The following is a 24,160-nucleotide window of genomic DNA, read 5'->3' on the forward strand; positions in this document are numbered from 1 at the left end:
TCCGACACCGGCGACCCCCTGCACGCACACCCCCGGTCGACGGCTGCCGCCGCCCCGCGCCGAGCCTCCGGCATCCCCCTCACCTGCGCCGGATCGTAGGCTGAAGGCATGTCCCGACTGCAGGCCGACGCCCCCGCCGACCTCTGGGTGCCCGTCACCGGCTCCCTCGGCCTGCGTGGCCGCCGCCACCGCAAGGCCGCGATCGGCATGCTGCTGAGCCAGGCCAATCAGGCGGCGGGAGCGGCCCCTCGCCCCGGCGGTGGCGCCTTCGCGTGGCTCCTGAGCCAGGCGACCCCGCTTCTGATGCGCCGGGCCGGCGGGCGCGTGCTCGTGTGGGTGTGGAAGAGCGACCCCGAACTGCTCGTCGTCATGGCTCAGCTGCAGGAGGCGACGCCGCAGGCGCGCACCGCGCGGGCAATGATGCCGATGGAGTACGACGACACCGAGTCGTTCCCCCAACCCCTTCCTCGGGGTCGGCGAGAAACTGGCCATGCCGCTGCCGAGCGACGCGCGCACGCCGCCGTTCGCGACCTACACGTGGGACGCCGGCTCCCACTTCGTCACGGTGACGGCCGTGTGCTCCGATCGGGAACGTTTCGGCACGGTGATCGGAGCGGTGGATGCCGTGGCGCGCACGGTTCGGGTGGTCGACGACCTGAAGCTCGGCGAGGTGCCGACGGTCCTGCGGATCAAGCCGGCCTGAGCGCCGCGGCATCCGGTCCCTTCGACAGGCTCAGGGACCTCCGCTCCGCGAGCTCCGGGGCCCCAGGCGGTCACCCGCGGCATCCACCGGAGAACGTCGTCAGTCGCCGTGCATGTCGCGCGGGCGCCACAGCACGATGTCGGTGGCGCGGCGGACGCGAGCGCCGTGGCGGAGCGTCACGACCGAGCCGGTGGCACCGGCCGCGAAGACGCGGGCACCGGGACGAGACTGCCGCTCGATCGTGAGCTGACGCTCGAGGTCGTTGACGCGGCGTGCGAGGTCGTGCACCTGCTGCTCGAGGGTGAGCAGACGCGCGATGGCGGGCAGGCTCATGCCCTCGCCCGACAGACGCGCCACTTCGCGCAGCTGCTGCACGTGACGGCTGGAGTAGCGGCGCGACCCGCCCTGGGTGCGGGCGGGAACGACGAGACCGAGCCGGTCGTACTGCCGCAGCGTCTGCGGGTGCATGTTCGACAGCTCCGCCGCGGCGGCGATGGCGAAGATCGGAGCGTCTTCGTCGATCTCCCTCTCGGGCACGGTCTCTCCTCCCCTGGTGTCGGCGGCGGGGTCCCGGCATCCTGAATCCGGTTGCCGGGAACCCTGCTGCTGTTCTATCGCGCTTTCGACATCAGGTCGGCGCGCGGGTTCTCTTTCGGCTGCAGTTCTTGGAACCGCTCGAGCGCCTCGCGGGCGGCGTCGTCGAGGTGCGAGGGCACCGCGACCTGGACCTCGGCGAGGAGGTCGCCGGCGCCCTTGGTCGACTCGATGCCGCGTCCTTTGACGCGCAACACGCGCCCCGACGGGGTGCCGGGGGCGACGCGTAGGCGCACCGGGTCGCCGCCGAGGGTCGGTACCTCGATGGTCGCGCCCAGCGCCGCCTCGGTGAAGGTGACGGGGACCGTCACCCGCAGGTTGAGGCCGTCGCGCGTGAACACCGGGTGCGGCCGCACCGCGACGGTCACGACGATGTCGCCGCTCTCGCCGCCGTCGGGCGACTTGCGACCCCGCCCGCGCAGGCGGATCTTCTGCCCGTCGGAGACGCCGGCCGGGATCTTCACCTTGAAGGGCACATTGTCTTCACCCTGCAGGGTGATGGTCTCGCCTTTCGCTGCGGTGACGAAGTCGATCGTCGTTCGGGCCGTGACGTCGGCCCCGCGCTGCGGGCCGCCGAAGCCGCGGAACCCGCCCGTGGTCTGACCGAACCGGCCGGAACCGAAGCCCCCGCCGCCCTGATCGAACATCGAGAAGATGTCCTCGAAGCCGCCCGGTGCCTGACCGCCGCCGCGCTGCTGACCGAAGCGGCTGAAGACGTCGTCGAAGCCCCCGCCGCCCCCGGCCCCGGGAGCCGAGAAGCGCGCCCCCGAGCCCATGGCCCGGATCTGGTCGTACTCCTCGCGCTGCTCGGGGTCGTTGAGCACCGAGTACGCCTCGCTGATCTCCTTGAACTTCGCCTCCGCTTTCGCGTCTCCCGGGTTCGAGTCGGGGTGGTACTGGCGCGCGAGCTTGCGGTACGTCTTCTTCAGATCAGCAGCGCTGACGCTCTTGTCGACACCGAGGACCTTGTAGAAGTCCTTGTCGAACCAGTCCTGACTCGCCATGCGTCCTCCTCTTAGGCCGGCACCGCGACGACGACCTTGGCCGGTCGCAGCTCGACGGAGCCGAGGCGGTACCCCACCTCGACGACCTCGAGGATCGTCGTCTCGGTCACGCCCGGAGTCGGGGCCTGGAAGATCGCCTCGTGCTGCTGCGGGTCGAACACGTCGCCGACGGCGCCGTACGACACCACACCGAGACGCTCGGCCACGGCGCGCACCTTGTCACCGATGGCGGCCAGCGGGCTGCCCTCGACGAGGTCGCCGTGCTTGGCAGCGCGATCGAGGTCGTCCATGACCGGCAGCAGGCCCTTCACGGCCTCACCCTTGGCGCGCTCGATCTCGCGCTGGCGCTGCTCTTCGGTGCGCCGACGGTAGTTGGCGTACTCGGCCTGCAGACGCTTGAGGTCGATCAGCAGCGAGGCTTCGCGGTCGGAACCGGCGTCTTCGGCTGCGGCCTCGGGCGTCTGCTCGGCGCCGAGGATGTCGTCGATGGTCAGGCCATCGGCATCCGTCCCCTCGCTCTCAGGCTGCTCGCCCGACGGCGCGGGGCCGGAGGTGTTCTCCTCCGGCCCCGTCTCGTCAGGACCGGCGCCCGAGCCCGTGGGCTGTTCGTCGTCCTTGTGTGCCATGTTCTCTGCTTACTTCTTGTCTTCGGGCTTGTCGTCTTCGACGACCTCGGCGTCGATGACGTCTTCCTCGGGGTTCGGCGTCTCGCCGTTGCCGGGCTGGCCGACGTTCGGGTCGGCGGGCTCGCCCGCGGCCTGCGACGAGGCGTAGATGGCCTCGCCGAGCTTGCCCTGGCTGGCGTTCAGCTTGTCGAACGCGGTCTTGACCGCGTCGTCGTCGTCACCGGCGAGGGCCGTCTTGAGCGCGTCGACGTCGCCCTGCACCTCGGTCTTGACCTCGGCGGGGAGCTTGTCGTCGTTCTCCTTGATCAGCTTCTCGATCGAGTACGACAGGGTCTCGGCCTGGTTGCGGGTCTCGGCGGACTCGCGGCGCTTCTTGTCTTCGGCCGCGTTCTCCTCGGCCTCGCGCACCATGCGCTCGATGTCTTCCTTGGGCAGCGACGAGCCGCCGGTGATGGTCATCGACTGCTCCTTGCCGGTGCCCTTGTCCTTCGCCGAGACGTGCACGATGCCGTTCGCGTCGATGTCGAAGGTGACCTCGACCTGCGGGATGCCACGGGGCGCCGGGGCGATGCCTGTCAGCTCGAAGGTGCCGAGCGGCTTGTTGTCGCGGGTGAACTCGCGCTCGCCCTGGAAGACCTGGATCGCGACCGACGGCTGGTTGTCGTCGGCCGTGGTGAAGGTCTCGCTGCGCTTGGTCGGGATGGCCGTGTTGCGCTCGATCAGCTTGGTCATGATGCCGCCCTTGGTCTCGATACCGAGGCTCAGGGGGGTGACGTCGATGAGCAGGACGTCCTTGCGCTCGCCCTTGAGGACACCGGCCTGCAGGGCTGCGCCCACGGCCACGACCTCGTCGGGGTTCACGCCCTTATTGGCATCCTTACCGGTCTCCTTCTTCACCAGCTCGGCGACCGCGGGCATGCGGGTCGAGCCGCCGACGAGCACCACGTGGGCGATGTCGTCGACCTTCACGCCGGCCTCGCGGATGACGTCGGAGAAGGGCTTGCGGGTGCGGTCGAGGAGGTCCTTGGTGAGGTCCTCGAACTTGGCTCGCGAGAGGGTCTCGCTCAGCGAGACGGGGCCCGAGTCGGTGAGCGACAGGTAGGGCAGGTTGATGGAGGTCGAGGTCGAGCTCGACAGCTCCTTCTTGGCCTGCTCGGCCGCTTCCTTCAGGCGCTGCAGGGCGATCTTGTCGCCCGAGACGTCGACACCGGTGGTGTCCTTGAACTGCTTGATGAGGTAGTCGACGACGCGCTGGTCCCAGTCGTCACCGCCGAGGCGGTTGTCACCCGAGGTGGCGCGCACCTGAATGGTCGAGAAGTCGTCGTCCTTGCCCACCTCGAGCAGCGAGACGTCGAAGGTTCCGCCACCGAGGTCGAACACGAGGATGAGCTCGTCTTCCTTGCCCTTGTCGAGGCCGTACGCGAGGGCCGCGGCGGTGGGCTCGTTGATGATGCGGAGCACGTTGAGGCCCGCGATCTCACCGGCCTCCTTGGTGGCCTGACGCTCGGCGTCGTTGAAGTACGCGGGCACCGTGATGACGGCATCCGTCACGCTGTCACCGAGGTACTCCTCGGCGTCGCGCTTGAGCTTCTGCAGGATGCGGGCCGAGATCTCCTGCGGCGTCCACTTCTTGCCGTCGACGTCGAAGCTCCAGGTGGTGCCCATGTGTCGCTTCACGCTCGAGATGGTGCGGTCGACGTTGGTGACGGCCTGGCGCTTGGCGGTCTCGCCGACGAGCACCTCGCCGTCTTTCGTGTAGGCGACGACCGAGGGGGTCGTGCGGAAACCTTCGGCGTTGGCGATGACCTTGGGCTCGCCACCCTCGAGCACGCTCACGACGGAGTTGGTCGTACCGAGGTCGATTCCCACTGCACGGGGCATATGTGTCTCCTTGCTTGTGAGTCGGGCGGATGCCACGACTCGAGGTTGGTGCTGAAGTCTGCTGCGCGGGTTGAGCCGCGATGACTCAAGGTTATCGCGGCCCCCTCGCGAGGTCAAGATGACTTGATATGAATTGGCTCAACTTCCGGATGCCATGCCGCGGGCATGGGGCGCGGGTGGCGCGAGGGTGGGGGTGACGCGGGGGTGCGGGCGCATGCGCAGGCGACACGGGTGCCGGTGCCTGCGCAGGTGGCGCCTCACCGAACCGGGGCGGCGAATATGCACCGGGGCGGTCGATGGACGCCCCCCGGTGCACATTCCGCGCCCCACAACTGCAGGCGAGCCCGGTTTGGGGCGTCATCGGCCGTTTGGGGCGGAATCTGTCCGCCCCAAACGGCGAAAACCGCCCCAAACCCCCATGACAAGCCGGCACTCGCACTGGCTGCCCGCCGCGCCGCCCGGCTGCCGAACCGCAGACGAACTCGGTCCGGGGCGCGATTGACCGTTCTGGGGCGGTTCACGAGCCGGCGCCCCGCACCGGCCGGCCGCCCGCCCGCCGCCGCCCGCCCACCCGGGACGGCGGAAACCTCCCCGAGCCCGCAGCCCGGACCCGGCGACGCCCCGGGCTCACGAGAACGGCGACGCCCCCGCGACCCGAGGGTCTGCGGGGGCGTCGAACGGATGCCGACTCCCCGACGCACCGGCCGGGATCACTGCCGCGCCGGGCCACGCACCCAGCGCACCGGCCGGAATCACTGCCGCGCCAGGCCACGCACCCAGCGCACCGGCCGGAATCACCGCCGCACCAGGCCACGCACCCGGCGCATGGCCGGAATCACCGCCGCACCAGGCCACGCACCCGGCGCATGGCCGGAATCACCGCCACGCCGGGCCACGCACCCGACGGTGCGGAGTCAGTCGCGGTCGCGGTCGCGGCGCTGGGGGCGATCGCTGCGCTTGGCGGAGCGTCCGCCCTGGTCGAGGCGCAGGTCGATGAGCTGGCCCGAGATGCGGGTGTCGGCGAGGCGGTTGATCGTGTCGCGCGAGAGGTCGGCCGGCAGCTCGACGAGCGAGAAGTCCTGACGGATCTGGATCGCCCCGAAGTCGTTGCGACGCAGGCCGCCCTCGTTCGCGAGGGCCCCGACGATCTGACGCGGCTCGACCCGCTGGCGACGGCCCACGGCGATGCGGTACGTCGCGAAACGCCCGCCGCCACCGCGCCGGTCGCCGCCCTCGCGCGGCTCGCGGCCCGCGCGGTCCGACCGGTCGCGGTCGAAACGCGGCTGCTGGATCGTCTCCTCCTCGAGCAGCAGCGGGGTGTCGCCCTGCGCCACCACGGCGAGCGCTGCGGCCACGTCGGCCTCGGGCACGTCGTGGTGCGCGACGTAGTGGGCGACCACATCGCGGAACGTCGCGATGGCGGCGGTGTCTTCGAGGGCGGTGGTGATCGCGTCGTCGAAGCGGGTGAGGCGCGTGGCGTTGACGTCGTCGACGCTCGGCAGCGACATCTCGGTCAGCGGCTGGCGCGTGGCCTTCTCGATCGCGGTGAGCATGCGACGCTCGCGCGGGGTGACGAAGCTGATCGCGTCGCCGGTGCGGCCGGCGCGGCCGGTGCGGCCGATGCGGTGCACGTACGACTCGGTGTCGATCGGCAGGTCGTAGTTGACGACGTGGCTGATGCGCTCGACGTCGAGGCCGCGGGCGGCGACGTCGGTGGCGACGAGGATGTCGAGCTTGCCGCTCTTGAGCTGATTGACCGTGCGCTCGCGCTGCACCTGGGCGATGTCGCCGTTGATGGCGGCGGCGGTGTAGCCGCGGGCGCGGAGCTTCTCGGCGACCGTCTCGGTCTCGTTCTTGGTGCGGGTGAAGACGATCATGCCCTCGAAGTTCTCGACCTCGAGGATGCGCGTCAGCGCATCGATCTTCTGCTGGTACGACACCACGAGGTAGCGCTGGGTGATGTTGGCCGAGGTCGTGGTCTTGGTCTTGACCGTGATCTCTTCGGGGTCGTTCAGGTACTGCGCCGAGATGCGACGGATCTGCGCCGGCATGGTGGCCGAGAACAGCGCGACCTGCTTGGTCGAGGGGGTGTCGGCGAGGATCGTCTCGACGTCTTCGGCGAAGCCCATCTTGAGCATCTCGTCGGCTTCGTCGAGCACGAGGAACTTCAGCTCGCTGAGGTCGAGGGTGCCCTTGTCGAGGTGGTCCATGATGCGACCGGGCGTTCCGACGATGACGTCGACGCCGCGGCGGAGCGCCGACAGCTGCTGGCCGTAGCCCTGGCCGCCGTAGACCGGCAGCACCGAGACGCCCTTGATGTGGGCGGCGTACTTCTCGAACGCCTCGCACACCTGCAGCGCGAGTTCACGCGTCGGCGCGAGCACGAGGGCCTGGGGATTCTTGTGCCCGGTCTCCATCTGCGACAGCACCGGCAGCGCGAAGGCCGCGGTCTTGCCGGTTCCGGTCTGGGCGAGGCCGACGACGTCGCGGCCCTGCAGCAGGACCGGGATCGTGGCCGCCTGGATGGCGGAGGGGGTCTCGTAGCCGACGTCTTTGAGGGCCTTGAGCACGTTGGCATCCAGACCCAGATCGGAGAAGGTGAGCTGGTCGGGAGCGGTCTCCGCCTCAGCGGAGTCGACGGGGGTTTCGGATGCCATGACTCCACGGTAGTCCGCCTGGCCCTGCCGCGCGGGCCTGGGGATAACCTGAACGCGCGCGCCAACGCCGGTGCAGCGAGATCCCGGCGAACCGGGAATTCACCCAAGGACCCTAGCGTGACCGACATGTCTTCCCCGGAGACGGCTCCGCCCACCACCGCCGTTCGACGTCCCGTCCTCGCCTGGGCCCTGTGGGACTGGGGTTCGGCCGCCTTCAACGCCGTGGTGACGACCTTCGTCTTCAGCACGTATCTCGCGAGCGAGCTGTTCGTCGACCCCGCGGTCGTGGCGGCGGCGAACGGCGACGACTCCGACCCCGAGCTCGTGCGCGCGCTCGCCGAGAACGCCGGCGTCGTGGGCGTCGCGCTCATGGTCGCCGGCATCGTGGTCGCGCTCGTGGCGCCCGTGCTGGGCCAGCGCTCCGACGGCACGGGGCGCCGCAAGCTGTGGCTCGGCATCAACACCGCACTCGTGGTGCTGGCGATGGCCGCGATGGTGTTCGTCGAGGGGACGCCGCAGTATCTGGTGCTCGGCGCCACCCTCATCGCCGTCGGCAACGTCTTCTTCGAGTTCGCCAGCGTCAACTACTACGCGATGCTCACGCAGGTCTCCACGCGCGAGAACATCGGCCGCGTCTCCGGGTTCGGCTGGGGCATGGGTTACGTCGGCGGCATCGTGCTGCTCCTGCTCCTGCTGGTGCTGTTCATCCAGAGCTTCGGGAATCCGGATGCCGGGGGGCTGCTCGCCGTGAGCAAGGAGGGCGGTCTGAACATCCGCCTCGCCGTACTGGCATCCGCGGTCTGGTTCGCCGTCTTCGCGATCCCGGTTCTGCTGCGGGTGCCGGAGATCCCGGCGCAGTCGCGTCGGGTGCGCGTCGGCTTCTTCCGGTCGTACGCGGTGCTCTGGGGCACGCTGCGCTCGCTCTGGCACGACAGCCGTCAGGTGCTGCTGTTCCTCGTGGCCAGCGCGATCTTCCGCGACGGGCTCGCGGGAGTCTTCACCTTCGGCGCGATCATCGCGGCGCAGGTGTTCCGGTTCAGCTCGACCGAGGTGCTGTACTTCGCGGTCGCGGCGAACCTCGTCGCGGGCGTCAGCGTCATGCTCGCCGGGCGCCTCGACGATCGCTTCGGCCCCAAGAACGTCATCCTCGTCTCGCTCACCGGTCTGATCGCGCTCGGTACCGTGATGCTGTTCATCGGCACCTCGCAGGTCGGCTTCTGGATCGTCGGGCTCGGGCTCGGTGCGTTCGTCGGGCCGGTGCAGTCCGCGAGCCGGTCGTACCTCGCGCGGGTGGCCCCGGAAGGCCGCGAGGGCGAGATCTTCGGTCTGTACGCGACGACGGGCCGCGCGGTGTCGTTCCTCGCCCCCGGTCTGTTCGCGCTCTTCGTCGGGCTCACCGGCGACACCCGCCTCGGCATCCTGGGCATCGTGCTGATCCTCGCCGCGGGTCTGCTGCTGATGCTCCCGGTCAAGGCGAAGGGCGCCGTCATCCGCTGACTCTCGCGCACGGGCCCACCCCGGCCGAGGCTCCGGAGATTTTGACGAGCCGCTCGCTGACCTCCGCGTGATGTCGGGCCTGCTCTCGCCTCGACGCGCGACTTTTCCGGAGCGCGGCCCGCGTGCGGGACGGAGCTCAGACGTCCGGGCGGCGAGCGCGGTCGTCGTCAGCGACGCGGCGGGGCGTGCGGGACTCCGGACCTTCTGCGTGGTCGAGCGCTGACGCTGGCTCGAAACCGCATCCGCGAGTAGCCGCCCGCTCGATTTCTCCGGAGCGCGGCCCACGGCCGCAACGAGGATGCCGCGGACTCAGTCGCGCGGCCAGGCATCGGCGAACTTCGCCAGCAGGCGGGCGAACTCCACCCGCTCGGCGTCGCTGAACGACGCGAGGGCGTTGCGAACGGCATCCCGTCGTCGCACGCGGAATCCGGACACGAGGCCCTGCCCCTCGGGGGTGAGACGCACGCGGGTGCGGCGTGCGTCGTCCGGGTCGGGTTCCCGCGCCACCAGGCCGAGCTCGACCGACTGCTGGACGAGGCGTGACGCGCGCGGTTGGTCGACTCCGACCGCCTCGGCGATCTCTCCGACCGACAGCGATCCGGATGCCGCGACGAGCGCATCGAGCATGCGCAGGCGCGCGGGACCACCGAAGCGTCCGTGCGCGGGGTCGGCCCAGGGCGGCGCACCGCGACCCCAGGGACCGCCGCGCCCGCCGTGACCCTCGTGTCCGCCGTGGGGGTGATGATGCGCCTCGGGCGGGAAGGGCGGGCGCGGACGCCGACCGCGCAGGCGTGCCAGCGCCGCGGCGATCTCGTCGGCGGGGTCGGTGGGCATGACGTTGATTTTACATGTCTCTTGACAAGCATCAGGAATACATGTCACAGTACATTCGTTGTCACATGACATGTACCGGCGGATCGCCCGCCGACGAAAGGACCTCCCATGAACACCCCTAACGATCCCCGCGCCCTCGCCCACCGCCTCACCACGGTCGGCCACGCGCTGCACCACCGCCTCTTCGCGCAGCTGCACGACAGCGGCATCCATCCCAAGACCCTCCTGCTGCTCAGCGCCGTCGACGGCAGGGTCGACGCGCCCTGGGTCGCCGATCGCCTCGAACGCGGCGGCAAGCGGGTCGCCGCCCTCGCCGAGCGCGGGTGGATCGTCCGCACCGACGACGCCTGGTCGCTGACCGACGACGGCCGGGCCCTGCTCGACCGAGTGGATGCCGAGCGGTCGGCGCTGCTGGCCGATGTACCGGAGGAGCAGCTGGCGAACCTCACAACGGCGCTCGACGCCGTCGCGAACGCGCTGGGCGTCGACGACGACGAGAGCGCCGATCGCCCGGCGCGCGGATTCCGCGTCGACCTCGGCGCCGGGCCGCGCGGCTTCGGCCCCGGCGCGCGACGGGCCTTCGGACCGAACGAGCACCGCGGCTTCCGCGTGGGCGAGCGCCCCGGACCCCGCCGCCCGTTCGAGCCCGCCGACCCGCCCGCGGCGCCGGACGGCCGCCCTCAGAGCCACGGCGAGCGCGGCGAAAGCCACGGCCACGGCCCGCACGGCGAGCACCGCCACGGCCACGGCGAGCACCGCGGCGAGCGCGGCGCGACCCGCCACGGCCGCGGTGCGCACGGATGCGGCGGCGAACACCGCCGCCACCGCCGCGAGGAGCGCGCGTACGAGCGCGGCTTCGACGCCGGGTTCCGGCGCGGACGCGAGGCCGGCGCCCCGCCCGCCGCGCAGGACTGAGAGCGTCCCGTGGCGCCCCACCATCGGCGACCGCGCCCCGAGCGGGGCTGCGGTCGCCGTCGTCGGGATACTGCGTCACGGCTCACGGCGCAAGAGCCCGCGCGTTTCATGACGCTCCGTTTCACTCCGCGACGCTTCGAGACGCATCCATTGGCCCGGTTCCGCAGCGCGTTCTAGCGTCACCTGGAATGCCGCCGGCACGACGCAACGGCGCAGTGAAGGAACAGCCGCACCGTGACCACCAGTCAGACCACACCGCGCCCCGCCGCCCGGCCGCCGCGTCCGTCCACCAAGCCCAACGGGCAGTGGAAGATCGACGGCACGGCACCCCTCAACGGCAACGAGGAGTGGAAGCAGGTCGATGACGGCCTCGCGGTGCGCGAGCGCATCGAGAACATCTACGCCGCGGGCGGGTTCTCCTCCATCGACCCGACCGACCTGCACGGGCGGTTCCGCGTGTGGGGCCTCTACACGCAGCGCAAGCCGGGCATCGACGGCGGTCGCACGGCGACATTGAGCCCCGAGGAGCTCGAAGACGCGTACTTCATGCTCCGCGTGCGCATCGACGGCGGTCAGCTCACCACCGAGCAGCTGCGCGTCATCGCCGGCATTTCGCAGGAGTTCGGTCGCGACACCGCCGACCTCACCGACCGCCAGAACGTGCAGCTGCACTGGGTCGAGGTCGAGTCGATGCCCGAGATCTGGCGCCGCCTCGAGGCCGTGGGCCTGGGAACCACCGAGGCGTGCGGCGACGTGCCGCGCGTCGTGCTCGGCTCGCCCGTCGCGGGCATCTCGGCCGACGAGCTGATCGATCCCACCCCGCAGATCGACGAGATCACGAGCCGTTTCATCGGCGACCCGACGCTGTCGAACCTGCCCCGCAAGTTCAAGTCGGCGATCACCGGCCACCCCAACCAGGACGTCGTGCACGAGATCAACGACGTCGCCTTCGTCGCGGTCGAGCACCCCGAACTCGGCATCGGCTACGACCTGTGGGTCGGCGGCGGCCTGTCGACCACGCCGCGCCTGGGCGAGCGCCTCGGTGTCTTCGTCTCCCCCGACCGGGTGGCCGAGGCCTGGCACGGCGTCGCGCAGATCTTCCGCGACTACGGCTACCGGCGTCTGCGCAACAAGGCGCGTCTGAAGTTCCTGCTCGCCGAGTGGGGCACCGAGAAGTTCCGCCAGGTGCTGCAAGACGAATACCTCGGCTACACGCTCCCCGACGGTCCCGCGCCGGCCAAGCCGGCCGCCCCCGGTGACCACGTCGGCATCCACCGTCAGAAAGACGGGCGGTTCTACGTCGGCGCGACGCCCATCGTCGGCCGCGTCTCGGGCACGACGCTGGCGCGCCTCGCCGACCTCATCGAGGAGCACGGCTCGACGCGCCTGCGCACCACGCCGCACCAGAAGGTCGTCATCCTCGACATCCCCGAGGACCGCGTGGACTCCCTCGTCGCCGGGCTCGACGAGCTGGGCCTGCAGGCCCGCCCCAGCCTCATCCGCCGCGGCACGATCGCGTGCACGGGCATCGAGTTCTGCAAGCTCGCGATCGTCGAGACCAAGGTCAACGCCACGGCCGCCGTGAAAGACCTCGAGGAGCGCCTCGCCGGGTTCGACCTGCCGCACCCGATCTCGCTGCACGTCAACGGCTGCCCGAACTCGTGCGCGCGCATCCAGACCGCCGACATCGGCCTCAAGGGCCAGCTCGTCACCATCGACGGCGAGCAGGTGCCGGGCTACCAGGTGCACCTCGGCGGCGGCCTCGCCTCGCAGGACCGCGACGAGGCCGGCCTCGGCCGCACCGTGCGCGGCCTGAAGGTCGCCGCCGACGGCATCGCCGACTACGTCGACCGGGTGGTGCGCCGCTTCCTCGACGAGCGCGACGCCGCAGCCGACGAGACCTTCGCCCAGTGGGCCCACCGCGCCGAAGAGGAGGCCCTGCAGTGAGCGTCTCCCTCGCGCCCCGCGTCACCGCCCGCCGCAGCCACGACGAGCTCAAGGCCCTCGCCGAACAGGGCAACGTCGAGCTGCGCAGCCTCGCCGACGACGAGGCGTCGCCCGCCGAGGTCGTCGCCTGGGTCGCCCGCAACTTCACCCCCGAGTCCGCCGCGGTGGCCTGCTCGATGGCGGATGCCGCGCTGCCGCACCTCGTCGCCGCGCAGCTGCCGAATGTCGACGTGCTCTTCCTCGACACCGGCTACCACTTCCGCGAGACGCACTTCACCCGCGACGAGGTCGACCGCGCCCTGGACGTGCGGGTCGTCGACGTGCTGCCCGAGCAGACGGTCGCGGAACAGGATGCCGAGTACGGCGCGCGCCTGTACGAGCGCGACCCCGCGCTGTGCTGCGCCCGCCGCAAGGTCGACCCGCTGCAGGGCGCCCTCGGCGGGTACGAGGTGTGGTTCACCGGCGTGCGCCGCGACGAGGCGCCCACGCGCACGCACACTCCCCTGGTCACCTGGGACGAGCGCAACGGCCTCGTCAAGGTGAACCCGGTCGCCGCGTGGAGCTTCGACGACCTGATCGGCTACGCCAACGACCAGAAGGTGCCGGTCAACCTCCTCCTCAGCCACGGCTACCCCTCCATCGGGTGCGAGCCGTGCACCCGACCGGTCGCCCCCGGTGAAGACCCCCGAGCCGGTCGCTGGGCCGGCTTCTCGAAGACGGAATGCGGGTTGCACACATGAGCGCTGTGTCCACGGCATCCACTGCCCTCTCCACCCTCGACCTGCTCGAGGCCGAGGCGATCCACGTGATCCGCGAGGTCGTCGCCGAGTTCGAGCGGCCCGTGCTGCTGTTCTCGGGCGGCAAGGACTCCGTCGTCGTGCTGCACCTGGCCACCAAGGCGTTCGCGCCGGGCCGCGTGCCCTTCCCCGTGCTGCACGTCGACACCGGGCACAACTTCCCCGAGGTGCTGCGCTTCCGCGACGAGACCGTCGCGCGGCTCGGCCTGCGCCTCGAGGTGGCGCGCGTGCAGGACTACATCGACGACGGGCGCCTGCAGGAGCGCTCCGACGGCACCCGCAACCCGCTGCAGACCCTGCCGTTGCTGGACGCCATCGCCGCCGGCCGCCACGACGCCGTCTTCGGCGGGGCGCGCCGCGACGAGGACAAGGCGCGCGCCAAGGAGCGCATCATCTCGCTGCGCGACGAGTTCGGCCAGTGGGACCCGCGCAACCAGCGCCCGGAGCTCTGGAGCCTCTACAACGGACGCCACACCCCCGGCCAGCACGTGCGCGCCTTCCCCATCTCGAACTGGACCGAGCTCGACATCTGGCGCTACATCGAGCGTGAGAACATCGCGCTGCCGCCGCTGTACTTCGCGCACGAGCGCGAGGTGTACCGCCGGGGCGACATGTGGCATCCGGTCGGTCCGTTCTCCCCGCCCCGCGAGGGCGAGAACGTCGAGGTGCGCACGGTCCGCTACCGCACGGTCGGCGACATGAGCTGCACCGGAGCGGTCGAATCGGATGCCGCCGACCTCACGGCCATCGTCGCCGAGGTCGCGCGCACCACCATCACCGAGCGCGGGGCGACCCGCGCCGACGACCGCCTCAGCGAGGCGGCCATGGAAGACCGCAAGAAGGACGGGTACTTCTGATGTCGCTCGACACCCTCGAGGCGCCGGTCACCACGACCGAGCCCACGCTCTTCCGCTTCGCCACCGCCGGCTCCGTCGACGACGGCAAGTCCACGCTCGTCGGACGCCTGCTGCACGACGCCAAGGCGATCCTCGCCGACCAGCTCGAGCAGGTCGCGCGCACCTCGGCCGATCGCGGGTTCGCGCACGGCGCGTTCGACTTCGCGCTGCTGACCGACGGGCTGCGCGCCGAGCGCGAGCAGGGCATCACGATCGACGTCGCCTACCGCTACTTCGCCACCGGGACGCGGTCGTTCATCCTCGCCGACTGCCCCGGCCACGTGCAGTACACGCGCAACATGGTCACCGGCTCCACCACGGCCGACGCCGTCGTGGTGCTCGTCGACGCCCGCGCGGGGGTCGTCGAGCAGACGCGCCGCCACCTCGCCGTCGTCGCTCTGCTGCGCGTGCCGCACGTCATCATCGCGGTGAACAAGATCGACCTCGTCGACTTCTCGGCCGATGTGTTCGGCGCGGTCGCCGCCGATGCGCGGGCCGTCGCCACCGAGCTCGAGATCGACGACCTGCACGTGCTGCCGGTCTCGGCCCTCGAGGGCGACAACATCGTCGACCGGTCGGCGCGCACCCCCTGGTACGACGGGCCCGCGCTGCTCGAACTGCTCGAGACGCTGCCCTCGGCCGACGAGTCCGCCCGTGAGAACGAGCCGCTGCGCCTGCCCGTGCAGTCGGTCATCCGCCCGCAGGGGGGCCTCTCGCCCGAGCTCGCCGCCGACCCCGAGACCGCCACCGCGCTGCGCGACTACCGCGCCGTCGCCGGACGCATCTCGCGCGGCGCCGTGCGCGTGGGCGACGAGGTCGAGGTGTCGGGTTCGGGTGTGCGCACGGTGGTGCGCGGCATCCGGGTCGCGGGCGTCGCCGCCGACAGCGCCGTCGCGCCGCAGTCGGTGTCGCTCGAACTCGCCGACGACGTGGATGCCGCCCGCGGTGCCGTGATCGCCTCGGCGGGCACCCTGCCGGCGCCGCGCCGCGAGGCCGACGTCGAGCTCTTCCAGCTCGACGCGCGGCCCCTGACCCCCGGCGCCCGCGTGCTCGTGAAGCACGGCACCGCCACGGTGCAGGCGATCGTGGCATCCATCGACTCCCGCTACGACCTCGACGCGCTCACCCACGTCGCGGCCGACCGGCTCGAGACCAACGACATCGGCCGCGCGCGTCTGCGCCTGGCCGCCGACCTGCCGCTGGAGCCGTACCGCGACAGCCGCCACGAGGGCTCGTTCCTCGTCATCCATCCGTCCGACGGCGCGACTCTCGCCGCCGGCATCGTGCGCTGACCGGCGCTCGAGAACTCCCGCGCCGATCGGCGCACCCAGCCCTGTGAAGGAGGCGACAGTGAAAATACGACGCATTGCAGCAACGATCACGACCCTGGGAGTGGTGGCAGCGATGATGGCCGGCTGCGCCTCGTCGACGGCGGAGGCCACCGATCAGGGCCCCGCCGAAGAGCTGCGCCTCGGCTACTTCGCCAACGTCACGCACGCCCCCGCGCTCGTGGGTCTGCAGGAGGGCCTGCTGCAGGACGCCCTCGGCGACACGAAGCTGTCGACCGAGGTGTTCAACGCCGGCCCCGCCGCCATCGAGGCCCTGTCGGCCGGTGCGATCGACGCGACCTACATCGGCCCGAACCCGTCGATCAACACGTTCATCCAGTCGCGCGGCGAGTCGGCGCGCATCGTCGCCGGCGCCGCCACCGGCGGTGCGGCTCTGGTCGTGCGCGACGGCATCACGTCGGCGCGAGACCTCGAGGGCAAGACCCTCGCCACCCCTCAGCTCGGCAACACGCAAGACGTGGCGCTGCGCGGCTGGCTGAAGGCGCAGGGCTTCCAGACCGACACCTCGGGCGGCGGCGACGTGACGATCACGCCGACCGAGAACGCGCAGACCTTCCAACTCTTCAAGGACGGTCAGCTCGACGGCGCCTGGCTCCCCGAGCCCTGGGTGTCGCGCCTGGTCGTCGACGCCGGCGCGAAGGTGCTGGTCGACGAGGCCGACGAGTGGCCCGACGGGGAGTTCCCCACCACCGTGCTGCTGGTGCGCAAGGAGTTCCTCGACCAGCACCCCGAGACGGTGTCGAAGCTGCTCGCCGGGCACGAGGCATCCGTGAAGTGGATCGCCGACAACGCCGGCACCGCGGCATCCGTCATCAACGCGCAGATCGCCGCCGACACCGGCAAGCCGCTCGCCGACGCCGTCATCGCCCGGGCCCTCGAGCACGTGACGTACTCGGTCGACCCGCACGCCGACACATTCTCGACGCTGGTCGAGAACGGCGTCGCGGCCGGCACCCAGAAGGAGGGCTCGATCGAGGGCCTGTTCGACCTGCGGCTGCTCAACGCGCAGCTCGCGACCAGCGGCGGCACGAAGATCTCGGCCGCCGGCCTCGGCGAGGAGTGACATGACCACGGCCCGCATCGACAGCCCGGCACCCGCCCTCAGCACCGCTCCGGCGGTGCGGATCGACGGCGTCTCGAAGCGCTTCGGTGCGGGCCCGGTCGTGCTCGACGACATCTCCCTCGACTTCGCCCCCGGCGAGTTCGTGTGCCTGCTCGGCGCGTCGGGCTGCGGCAAGTCGACGCTGCTCAACCTCATCGCCGGCCTCGACCGCCCCACGGCGGGACGCATCGAGACGCCCGCCGAGGGCTCGGCGGTGATGTTCCAGGAGTCGGCGCTCATGCCCTGGCTCAGCGCCCGCAAGAACGTCGAGCTGGCGCTGCGCCTGCGCGGTGTGCCGCGCGCTCGCCGGCGCGACGAGGCCCTCGGCCTGCTCGACACCGTCAACCTCGCGGATGCCGCCGACAAGCGCCCGCACGAGCTCTCGGGCGGCATGCGTCAGCGCGTCGCCCTCGCCCGCGCCCTCGCGCAGGACCGGCCGGTGCTGCTGATGGACGAGCCCTTCGCCGCGCTGGACGCCATCACCCGCGACCTGCTCCACGAGGAGCTCGAGCGCGTGTGGCGCACCACCGGCCGCACCATCGTGTTCGTCACCCACAACGTGCGCGAGGCCGCCCGCCTCGGCCAGCGCGTCGTGCTGCTCGGCAGCCGCCCGGGCCGTGTGGTCAACGAGTGGCGCATCGAGCGCACCGAGGGCCGCCGCATCGAATCGCCCGAGGTGGCCGCCCTGTCGGTGGAGATCACCGACGAACTGCGCAAGGAGATCCGCCGCAATGCGCGCTGACACCACGGCATCCGCCGACGACCTCCGCAGCCTCGAGGCCGGCCTCGACAATCTGCAGACCACGACCGACGCCGGCGCCGGACGCTTCCGCACCTTCTGGTCGAGCGTGCTGCCGCCCGTCATCTTCGTCGTGCTGCTGATCGCGGCGTGGCAGCTCTACATCGTCATCGCCGACCCGCGCCCCGACAAGGCCCCCAGCCCCGCCGACGTGCTCGGCGCGCTGACCTACGCGTGGGACACCGGCCGCCTGCAGGAGGCCGTGCTGACGAGCCTCGAACGCGGCATCCTGGGCTTCGTCATCGCCATCATCATCGGCACGCCGATCGGCCTGCTGCTGGCCGAGGTGCGTCCGATCCGCCGCGCGGTCGGCCCGATCATCTCGGGCCTGCAGGTGCTGCCGTCGGTGGCGTGGGTGCCCGCGGCGATCATCTGGTTCGGTCTGACGGATGCCACGGCCTACTTCGTCATCCTGATGGGCGCGATCCCCTCGATCGTCAACGGGCTCATCTCGGGCGTCGACCAGGTGCCGCCGCAGTTGCGGCGCGTGGGCACGGTGCTCGGTGCGTCGAAGTGGCAGCTCGCGACCTCGGTGATCCTCCCCGCCGCCCTCCCCGGCTACTTCGCCGGCCTCAAACAGGGCTGGGCGTTCTCGTGGCGCTCGCTGATGGCGGCCGAGATCATCACCTCGGGCGGCACGATCGGGTTCGGCCTCGGCACGATGCTGCAGCAGACGCGCGACCTCGCCGACCTCGCCGGCGTGCTCGCCACGATCGTCGTCATCCTCGGTATCGGCATCCTCATCGAGCTCGCCTTCTTCGGACCCATCGAGCGGCGCATGCTGCGCGGGCGCGGTCTGCTGCTGTCGGGCGGTACGCGATGAGCGGCTCCGCCGAGGGAACGGATGCGGCCGCCGCTCGCGCGGGCGATGCCTCCGACGCGGTCGTCCCGGATGCCACGCTGCTCGGTGCTCGGCAGACGGCCGGGGCCCCGGCCTCCGGAACCGTCTGGCTGGTGGGCGCCGGTCCCGGTGACGCGGGGCTCCTGACGCTGCGCGGGCTGCGGGCGCTGGAGTCCGCCGACGTCATCGTCGCCGACCGCCTGGGCGCGCGCGGCGTGCTCGACGGCCTCGCGGCCGAGGGCGTGCACCTGAGCGCCGAGATCGTCGACGTCGGCAAGCTCCCGGGCCACCACGCCGTGCCGCAGGATGCCATCAACGCCCTGCTCGTACGCGAGGCGCGGGCCGGGCGCACCGTCGTGCGCCTCAAGGGCGGCGACCCCTACGTCTTCGGCCGCGGCGGCGAAGAGCTGTTCGCGTGCCAGGACGCCGGGATCGACGTGCGCGTGGTGCCCGGGGTCACGAGCGCCGTCTCGGTGCCCGCGCTCGCCGGCATCCCCCTCACGCACCGCGGTCTCGCCACCACCTTCACCGTCGCGACCGCGCACGACCAGATCGCCGCGCTCAGCGGCGGGCGCGACCACACCGTCGTGCTGCTGATGGGCGTCGGCACGCTCGCGCACTCGGCGATCACCCTCGCCCGCGGCGAGCGCGGCGCCGGCTGCCCGGTCGCCATCGTCGAAGACGGCTTCGGCCCGCGCCAGCGCGTGACCGTCGGCACGCTCGCGACCATCGCCGCGCAGGCCGCCGAGCGCGGTGTGCGCTCCCCCGCCGTCGTGGTCGTCGGAGACGTGGTTCGCCTGAGCCCATATGCGCCGGCAGCCGTGGCATCCCTCGATCTCACCTTCGATCCGCTCGCCGTTCCCCGAAAGGCCCCTTCGCTGTGACCTCGTCTTCTCTCACCTCGCTCCGCGTCGCCATCGTCGGCGCCGGCCCCGCCGGGATCTACGCGGGCAACATCCTCACGCGCGCGGTGACCGACGCCGGCGGCACGGTCGCCATCGATCTGTTCGACTCGCTGCCCGCGCCCTACGGACTCATCCGCTACGGCGTCGCTCCCGACCACCCGCGCATCAAGGGCATCGTCGACTCGCTGCACGAGATGCTCGACGCGGGCTCCACCCGCTTCATCGGCAACGTCGAGGTGGGCCGCGACATCGCGGTCGACGAGCTGAACGCGCGCTACGACGCCGTCATCCTCGCCACGGGTGCGCTGCGCGATGCGCCGCTCGACATCCCCGGCATCGACCTGCCCGGCTCGTACGGCGCGGCCGACTTCGTCGCCTGGTACGACGGCCACCCCGACGTCTCGCGCGAATGGCCGCTCGATCAGCGCGAGGTCGCCGTCATCGGCAACGGCAACGTCGCCCTCGACGTCGCCCGCGTACTCGCCAAGCACGCCGTCGACCTGCGCTCGACCGAGATCGCCGACAACGTGCTGCACGGACTCGAGGCCTCGGCCGTCACCGACGTGCACGTGTTCGGTCGCCGCGGCCCCGCCGACATCAAGTTCACGCCCATCGAGCTGCGCGAGCTCGGCGAGGTGCCGAACGTCGACATCATCGTGCACGACGAAGACTTCGCGGATGCCGACCCCGCCCAGGCTTCCAACAACCAGCTGAAGGTCATGCTGCGGGTGCTCAACAGCTGGCGCACGCGCGAGCAGACCGGCGCGAGCCGCCGCCTGCACCTGCACTTCTACCACTCGCCCCTCGCGGTGCTCGGCGAGGAGCGCGTCGAGGGCCTGCGCTTCGAGCGCACCGAGCCCGTCGGCGACGGCACCGTGCGGGGCACGGGAGAGATCCGCGAGATCGCCGTGCAGCAGGTGTACCGCGCGGTCGGGTACTTCTCGAGCCCCGTTCTCGGCGCGCCCTTCGACGCCGTCCGCGGTGTCGTGCCGAACGTCGAGGGCCGGGTCGTCGAGGCCGACGCCGTCGTGCCGGGCCTCTACGCCACCGGCTGGATCAAGCGCGGACCCGTCGGCCTCATCGGACACACCAAGTCGGATGCCATGGAGACCATCGCCCACCTCGTCTCCGATGTCGAGGCCGGCGCGCTGTCGGCCCCCACGGTCGACGGCGACGTGCTCGAGGCTCTGGCCGAGCGGGGCGTGGAGTTCACGACGTGGGAGGGCTGGCGGGCCCTCGACGCGCACGAACGCGCGCTCGGCGCCGCGCACGAGCACACGCGTGAGCGCGTGAAGGTCGTGCCGCGCGACGAGCAGGTCGCCGTCTCGCGGTCGGGGGCGTTCGTCTCGTGACGTACGTCATCGCGCTGCCCTGCGTCGATGTGAAGGACCGCGCCTGCATCGACGAGTGCCCCGTCGACTGCATCTACGAGGGCGAACGCTCGTTGTACATCCACCCCGACGAGTGCGTCGACTGCGGCGCCTGCGAGCCGGTGTGCCCCGTCGAGGCGATCTACTACGAAGACGATCTGCCCGAGGAGTGGGCCGACTACTACAAGGCCAACGTCGAGTTCTTCGACGACATCGGCTCGCCCGGCGGCGCCGCCAAGGTGGGGGTCATCGCGAAGGACCACCCGGTCGTCGCGGTGCTGCCGCCGCAGGCGCATGACTGAGTTCGCGCGCTCCTCCGCGTGGGGCGCCGGTTCCGCGGCGGCGTTCCCGGCCGGGCGGCCGGCCGAGACGCCGGCGGACGAGACGCCGTCCGCCGACGTGCTCGTCGTCGGCGGGGGCCCGGCGGGGCTGTCGGCGGCGCTGAACCTGGCGCGCGCCCGCGCGTCGGTCGTGGTGGTCGACACCGGTCGCCCCCGCAACGCCGCGACCCTGCGGTCGCACGGCTTCCTCACGCGCGACGGCGTCTCGCCCATCGAGCTGCGCAAGCTCGCCCGCGACGAGTTGCTCGCGTACGACGGGGTGCGCATCCTCGACCGTTCCGCCGTGGCTCGCATCGAGACGGATGCCGACGGCTTCGTCGCCACGCTCACGGGCCGCGTCGCCGCGGCATCCCCGATCCTGACCGCACGGACCGTCGTGGTGGCGACGGGCCTGCGCGAGACGCTGCCCGAGGTGCCGAACCTGCGCTCGTTCTACGGCATGTCGATGTTCAGCTGCGCCGCGTGCGACGGGTGGGAGCTGCAGGACAGGCCCGTCGCCCTCATCGGCGAGACCTCCGATCTCGCCGACCGGGCTCGTCTGCTGACCCGCTGGACATCGCAGCTCACGGTGTGCACCAACGGCGCCGACGTCATCGATCCGGCCGACGAGGCCGAGCTGGTGGCATCCGGGATCGCGGTCGAACGGCGCGTGATCGCCGACCTCGACGGCGAGCGCGGACAGGTCAGGGCCGTGCGCTTCGCCGACGGTGGCACTCTCGTGATCGAGGGGGGCTTCGTGCGGCCGACGTGGCATGCCGCGCACGACTTCCTCGATCCGCTCGCGCCCGACACCGACGCCGACGGGCACCTCGTCACCGACCGCTCCGGCCGCACGTCGGTGCCGGGGCTCTATGCGGCGGGTGATGCCGCGGCCCCCGGTCCGCAGCAGCTCATCGTCGCGGCCGGGCAAGGCGCGCGGGTGGCCGCGGTGCTGGTGCACGACCTGCTCGGGGTGCGCACGGCGCACTGACGCGGGCGGCGCCGGGGCGGGGAGGTGTGCCCGCTGTCGCGGCGTGTTCGCGGTGTCGGCCGGATCTGCTGGCTCTGCGGTGGCCGCGGTGTGCGCCGGCTCTGCGGTGTCCGCCGTGGACACGGTGGCCGGGGCGGCCGCGATGGCCGCGGCGTGTGCTGCGTCCGTGGCCCCTCCGCGCGTCATCGGCGCCACGGTCACGTACGGCTCCCGTGCGGCCTCGTGCCTGGCGACGGTCGGCGCGATGCGCGCCGCGGGGGTCGAGACCGTCGTCGTGGTCGACAACGGGTCGGTCGATGACGCGAGGCGGCAACTCGATGCGTACGCTACGGTTCGCGAGATGACCCGCGATACGCGAGATGACCTCCGTTGCCGCGCAAACAGGGGTGAGGTCGGCAAGAGCGGGTCATCTCGGCGCGCGCCGGCGCCGGACCACGGTCAGCCGCCGAGCGAACCCGCGTCGGTGGAGCCGACGTCGGTGCGGTGGAAGTTCAGCGCCGAGCGCGAGGCCGTCGGTCCGCGCTGGCCCTGGTAGCGGTTGCCGTAGGGGCCCGAGCCGTAGGGGTTCTCGGCGGGCGAGGTGAGGCGGAAGTAGCAGACTTGCCCGATCTTCATGCCCGGCCAGAGCTTGATCGGCAGCGTCGCGACATTCGACAGCTCGAGCGTGACGTGTCCCGAGAAGCCCGGGTCGATGAAGCCGGCGGTCGAGTGGGTGAGCAGGCCGAGGCGGCCGAGCGACGACTTGCCCTCGAGGCGCGCGGCGACGTCGTCGGGGAGGCTGACCCGCTCGAAGGTCGATCCGAGCGCGAATTCACCCGGGTGAAGAATGAACGGCTCGTCGGGCTCCACCTCGATGAGGCGCGTGAGCTCGGGCTGGTCCTCGGCCGGGTCGATGAACGGGTACTTGTGGTTGTCGAAGAGCCGGAAGTACCGGTCGAGCCGCACATCGACGCTCGAGGGCTGCACCATGGCCGGGTCGAAGGGGTCGAGGCCGAGGCGCTTCGCGTCGAGTTCGGCCCGGATGTCGCGATCGGAGAGCAGCACGGCCCCAGCCTAGGGGCGGTGCGGGGATGACGCTCCCGTCGCCGAGCGGCGTCCGCCCGCCGAGGCCGCATCCCTTCGTCGAGACCGCACGCTTCTCGACGCAATCGTGCGCGGTCTCGTCAATCGCATGCGGCCTCGAGGATGCGTGCGGTGTCGTCGCCGCGGGCGGTGACGTTGCGAGCCGGAGGATGCCACGGCGCACCCTGTTATGCTGGCCGGGTTGCCGCAAGGCTCCGGGGCTGTAGTTCAATGGCAGAACATCTGCTTCCCAAGCAGATAGCGCGGGTTCGATTCCCGTCAGCCCCTCAAAAGGTCCGACATGCCGGCGTAGCCGGTGTGGCGGACCTTTCGCGTGGGTGCCGTAGGAACCGATCCCGCAGCGGGTGGGCCCACGCCGCCGGAGGCTCCGCGCGGCGCGAAGCGGCGCGTGGAGGGGCGGTGGGGACGATTCCCGTCAGCCCCTCAAAGCCCTCACGGGCGGCCGCAGGCCGTTCGGGAGGGCTTTCGTGTTGCCGTGAATCGAAGCCTCGGGTGGGCCCACGCCGCCGGAGGCTCCGCGCGGCGCGAAGCGGCGCGTGGAGGGGCGGTGGGGACGATTCCCGTCAGCCCCTCAAAAGGTCCGACATGCCGGCGTAGCCGGTGTGGCGGACCTTCCGCGTGGGTGCCGTAGGAACCGATCCCGCAGCGGGTGGGCCCACGCCGCCGGAGCGGCGGTCGGGACGATCCCATCAGCCCCTGGGCACCCCTCACGGGTGGCCACAGGCTGTCCGAGACGGTGCGGGGACGGCATCCTGATCTCCCTCGCTCGACGGATGCCGACGGGAAAGCACCCGCCTACCGTGGGAGACATGCGAAGAGACGAGGCTCCCCCGCAGATCGCCGTCTGGGTGTTCATCGGCGCGACGTTCGCCCTCTCCTCCTCCGTGCTGTTCGGCCTCGAGGGGCTGTGGAGGTGGAACCTCACCGTGCTGGGCTTCCTGCTCATCATCGTGGGAATGATTCGCCTCGCCGTGGAGATACGCGGGCGCGGTGGCACCGCCGCGCCCGAGGATCGCGATCAGCAGTGACGCTTGCGCCCATCGGGCAGC

At 71.4% G+C, this 24,160-nt stretch carries 22 protein-coding genes and 1 tRNA gene; 16 read left to right on the top strand and 7 right to left on the bottom strand.

Annotated elements, in window-relative coordinates:
• Positions 1 to 490: 490 nt before the first annotated feature.
• Entirely contained in the window at positions 491 to 703 is a 213-nt protein-coding gene (locus AS029_RS18075; RefSeq protein ID WP_414683032.1) for a hypothetical protein, read from the top strand.
• Positions 704 to 802: 99 nt separating this feature from the next.
• Here the strand turns inward: AS029_RS18075 and AS029_RS06295 are convergent, their stop codons facing one another.
• From AS029_RS06295 to AS029_RS06315, 5 genes are all read right to left on the bottom strand, one after another.
• On the bottom strand, positions 803 to 1,240 hold the full coding sequence (locus AS029_RS06295) for a heat shock protein transcriptional repressor HspR (RefSeq protein WP_058231753.1): 438 nt from the start codon (positions 1,238 to 1,240) through the stop codon (positions 803 to 805).
• A 74-nt stretch (positions 1,241 to 1,314) separates the two neighbouring features.
• Positions 1,315 to 2,301, bottom strand: a complete 987-nt coding sequence (locus tag AS029_RS06300) for a DnaJ C-terminal domain-containing protein (RefSeq protein WP_058231754.1) — start codon at positions 2,299 to 2,301, stop codon at positions 1,315 to 1,317.
• Positions 2,302 to 2,312: 11 nt separating this feature from the next.
• Entirely contained in the window at positions 2,313 to 2,927 is a 615-nt protein-coding gene (locus AS029_RS06305; protein WP_058231755.1) for a nucleotide exchange factor GrpE, read from the bottom strand.
• Between the two features lie 9 nt (positions 2,928 to 2,936).
• On the bottom strand, positions 2,937 to 4,808 hold the full coding sequence (gene dnaK / locus AS029_RS06310) for a molecular chaperone DnaK (protein ID WP_058231756.1): 1,872 nt from the start codon (positions 4,806 to 4,808) through the stop codon (positions 2,937 to 2,939).
• Positions 4,809 to 5,722: 914 nt separating this feature from the next.
• Entirely contained in the window at positions 5,723 to 7,465 is a 1,743-nt protein-coding gene (locus tag AS029_RS06315) for a DEAD/DEAH box helicase (RefSeq protein ID WP_058231757.1), read from the bottom strand.
• A 126-nt stretch (positions 7,466 to 7,591) separates the two neighbouring features.
• On the opposite strand from AS029_RS06315, the gene AS029_RS06320 reads away from it, so the two are divergent.
• Positions 7,592 to 8,962 (top strand): MFS transporter, encoded by a 1,371-nt coding sequence (locus AS029_RS06320; protein WP_058232038.1) that lies wholly within the window; start codon positions 7,592 to 7,594, stop codon positions 8,960 to 8,962.
• A 309-nt stretch (positions 8,963 to 9,271) separates the two neighbouring features.
• Here AS029_RS06320 and AS029_RS17865 read toward each other — a convergent pair whose 3' ends face one another.
• Entirely contained in the window at positions 9,272 to 9,796 is a 525-nt protein-coding gene (locus AS029_RS17865; RefSeq protein WP_074615870.1) for a MarR family winged helix-turn-helix transcriptional regulator, read from the bottom strand.
• 108 nt (positions 9,797 to 9,904) lie between these two features.
• On the opposite strand from AS029_RS17865, the gene AS029_RS06330 reads away from it, so the two are divergent.
• From AS029_RS06330 to AS029_RS06385, 12 genes are all read left to right on the top strand, one after another.
• Positions 9,905 to 10,711: a MarR family winged helix-turn-helix transcriptional regulator gene (locus tag AS029_RS06330; protein ID WP_058231758.1), complete on the top strand. Its 807-nt coding sequence runs from the start codon at positions 9,905 to 9,907 to the stop codon at positions 10,709 to 10,711.
• A 234-nt stretch (positions 10,712 to 10,945) separates the two neighbouring features.
• Entirely contained in the window at positions 10,946 to 12,658 is a 1,713-nt protein-coding gene (locus tag AS029_RS06335; RefSeq protein ID WP_058231759.1) for a nitrite/sulfite reductase, read from the top strand.
• Entirely contained in the window at positions 12,655 to 13,398 is a 744-nt protein-coding gene (locus AS029_RS06340; protein WP_058231760.1) for a phosphoadenylyl-sulfate reductase, read from the top strand. The genes AS029_RS06335 and AS029_RS06340 overlap by 4 nt, the downstream gene beginning before the upstream one ends.
• A complete protein-coding gene (gene cysD, locus AS029_RS06345; protein WP_228375895.1) occupies positions 13,395 to 14,312 on the top strand; it encodes a sulfate adenylyltransferase subunit CysD in 918 nt (305 codons plus the stop codon). Before AS029_RS06340 ends, cysD begins: the two co-directional genes overlap by 4 nt.
• A complete protein-coding gene (locus AS029_RS06350) occupies positions 14,312 to 15,643 on the top strand; it encodes a sulfate adenylyltransferase subunit 1 (protein WP_058231762.1) in 1,332 nt (443 codons plus the stop codon). Before cysD ends, AS029_RS06350 begins: the two co-directional genes overlap by 1 nt.
• Before the next feature lie 58 nt (positions 15,644 to 15,701).
• Positions 15,702 to 16,763: an ABC transporter substrate-binding protein gene (locus AS029_RS06355; protein WP_414683033.1), complete on the top strand. Its 1,062-nt coding sequence runs from the start codon at positions 15,702 to 15,704 to the stop codon at positions 16,761 to 16,763.
• A 1-nt stretch (position 16,764) separates the two neighbouring features.
• The gene (locus AS029_RS06360) at positions 16,765 to 17,544 is read left to right on the top strand and encodes an ABC transporter ATP-binding protein (RefSeq protein ID WP_058231764.1); all 780 of its coding nucleotides are present in this window, start codon (positions 16,765 to 16,767) and stop codon (positions 17,542 to 17,544) included.
• Complete coding sequence (locus tag AS029_RS06365) at positions 17,534 to 18,424, top strand: ABC transporter permease (RefSeq protein WP_058231765.1); 891 nt, start codon at positions 17,534 to 17,536, stop codon at positions 18,422 to 18,424. Before AS029_RS06360 ends, AS029_RS06365 begins: the two co-directional genes overlap by 11 nt.
• The gene (gene cobA / locus AS029_RS06370; protein ID WP_082642194.1) at positions 18,421 to 19,326 is read left to right on the top strand and encodes a uroporphyrinogen-III C-methyltransferase; all 906 of its coding nucleotides are present in this window, start codon (positions 18,421 to 18,423) and stop codon (positions 19,324 to 19,326) included. The genes AS029_RS06365 and cobA overlap by 4 nt, the downstream gene beginning before the upstream one ends.
• Positions 19,323 to 20,699: an FAD-dependent oxidoreductase gene (locus tag AS029_RS06375; protein WP_058231766.1), complete on the top strand. Its 1,377-nt coding sequence runs from the start codon at positions 19,323 to 19,325 to the stop codon at positions 20,697 to 20,699. Before cobA ends, AS029_RS06375 begins: the two co-directional genes overlap by 4 nt.
• Positions 20,696 to 21,019, top strand: a complete 324-nt coding sequence (fdxA, locus tag AS029_RS06380; RefSeq protein ID WP_058231767.1) for a ferredoxin — start codon at positions 20,696 to 20,698, stop codon at positions 21,017 to 21,019. The genes AS029_RS06375 and fdxA overlap by 4 nt, the downstream gene beginning before the upstream one ends.
• Positions 21,012 to 22,028, top strand: a complete 1,017-nt coding sequence (locus AS029_RS06385; RefSeq protein ID WP_082642195.1) for an NAD(P)/FAD-dependent oxidoreductase — start codon at positions 21,012 to 21,014, stop codon at positions 22,026 to 22,028. Before fdxA ends, AS029_RS06385 begins: the two co-directional genes overlap by 8 nt.
• Positions 22,029 to 22,466: 438 nt before the next feature.
• Here the strand turns inward: AS029_RS06385 and dcd are convergent, their stop codons facing one another.
• Complete coding sequence (gene dcd, locus AS029_RS06395) at positions 22,467 to 23,072, bottom strand: dCTP deaminase (protein ID WP_058231769.1); 606 nt, start codon at positions 23,070 to 23,072, stop codon at positions 22,467 to 22,469.
• Between the two features lie 235 nt (positions 23,073 to 23,307).
• Here dcd and AS029_RS06400 point away from each other — a divergent pair.
• Positions 23,308 to 23,378: transfer RNA gene (locus AS029_RS06400), tRNA-Gly, on the top strand.
• A gap of 542 nt (positions 23,379 to 23,920) precedes the next feature.
• Complete coding sequence (locus AS029_RS06405; protein ID WP_058231770.1) at positions 23,921 to 24,139, top strand: hypothetical protein; 219 nt, start codon at positions 23,921 to 23,923, stop codon at positions 24,137 to 24,139.
• Positions 24,140 to 24,160: the final 21 nt, after the last annotated feature.

This window comes from Microbacterium enclense, assembly GCF_001456955.1.
In the GTDB taxonomy this organism is placed as follows: domain Bacteria; phylum Actinomycetota; class Actinomycetes; order Actinomycetales; family Microbacteriaceae; genus Microbacterium; species Microbacterium enclense.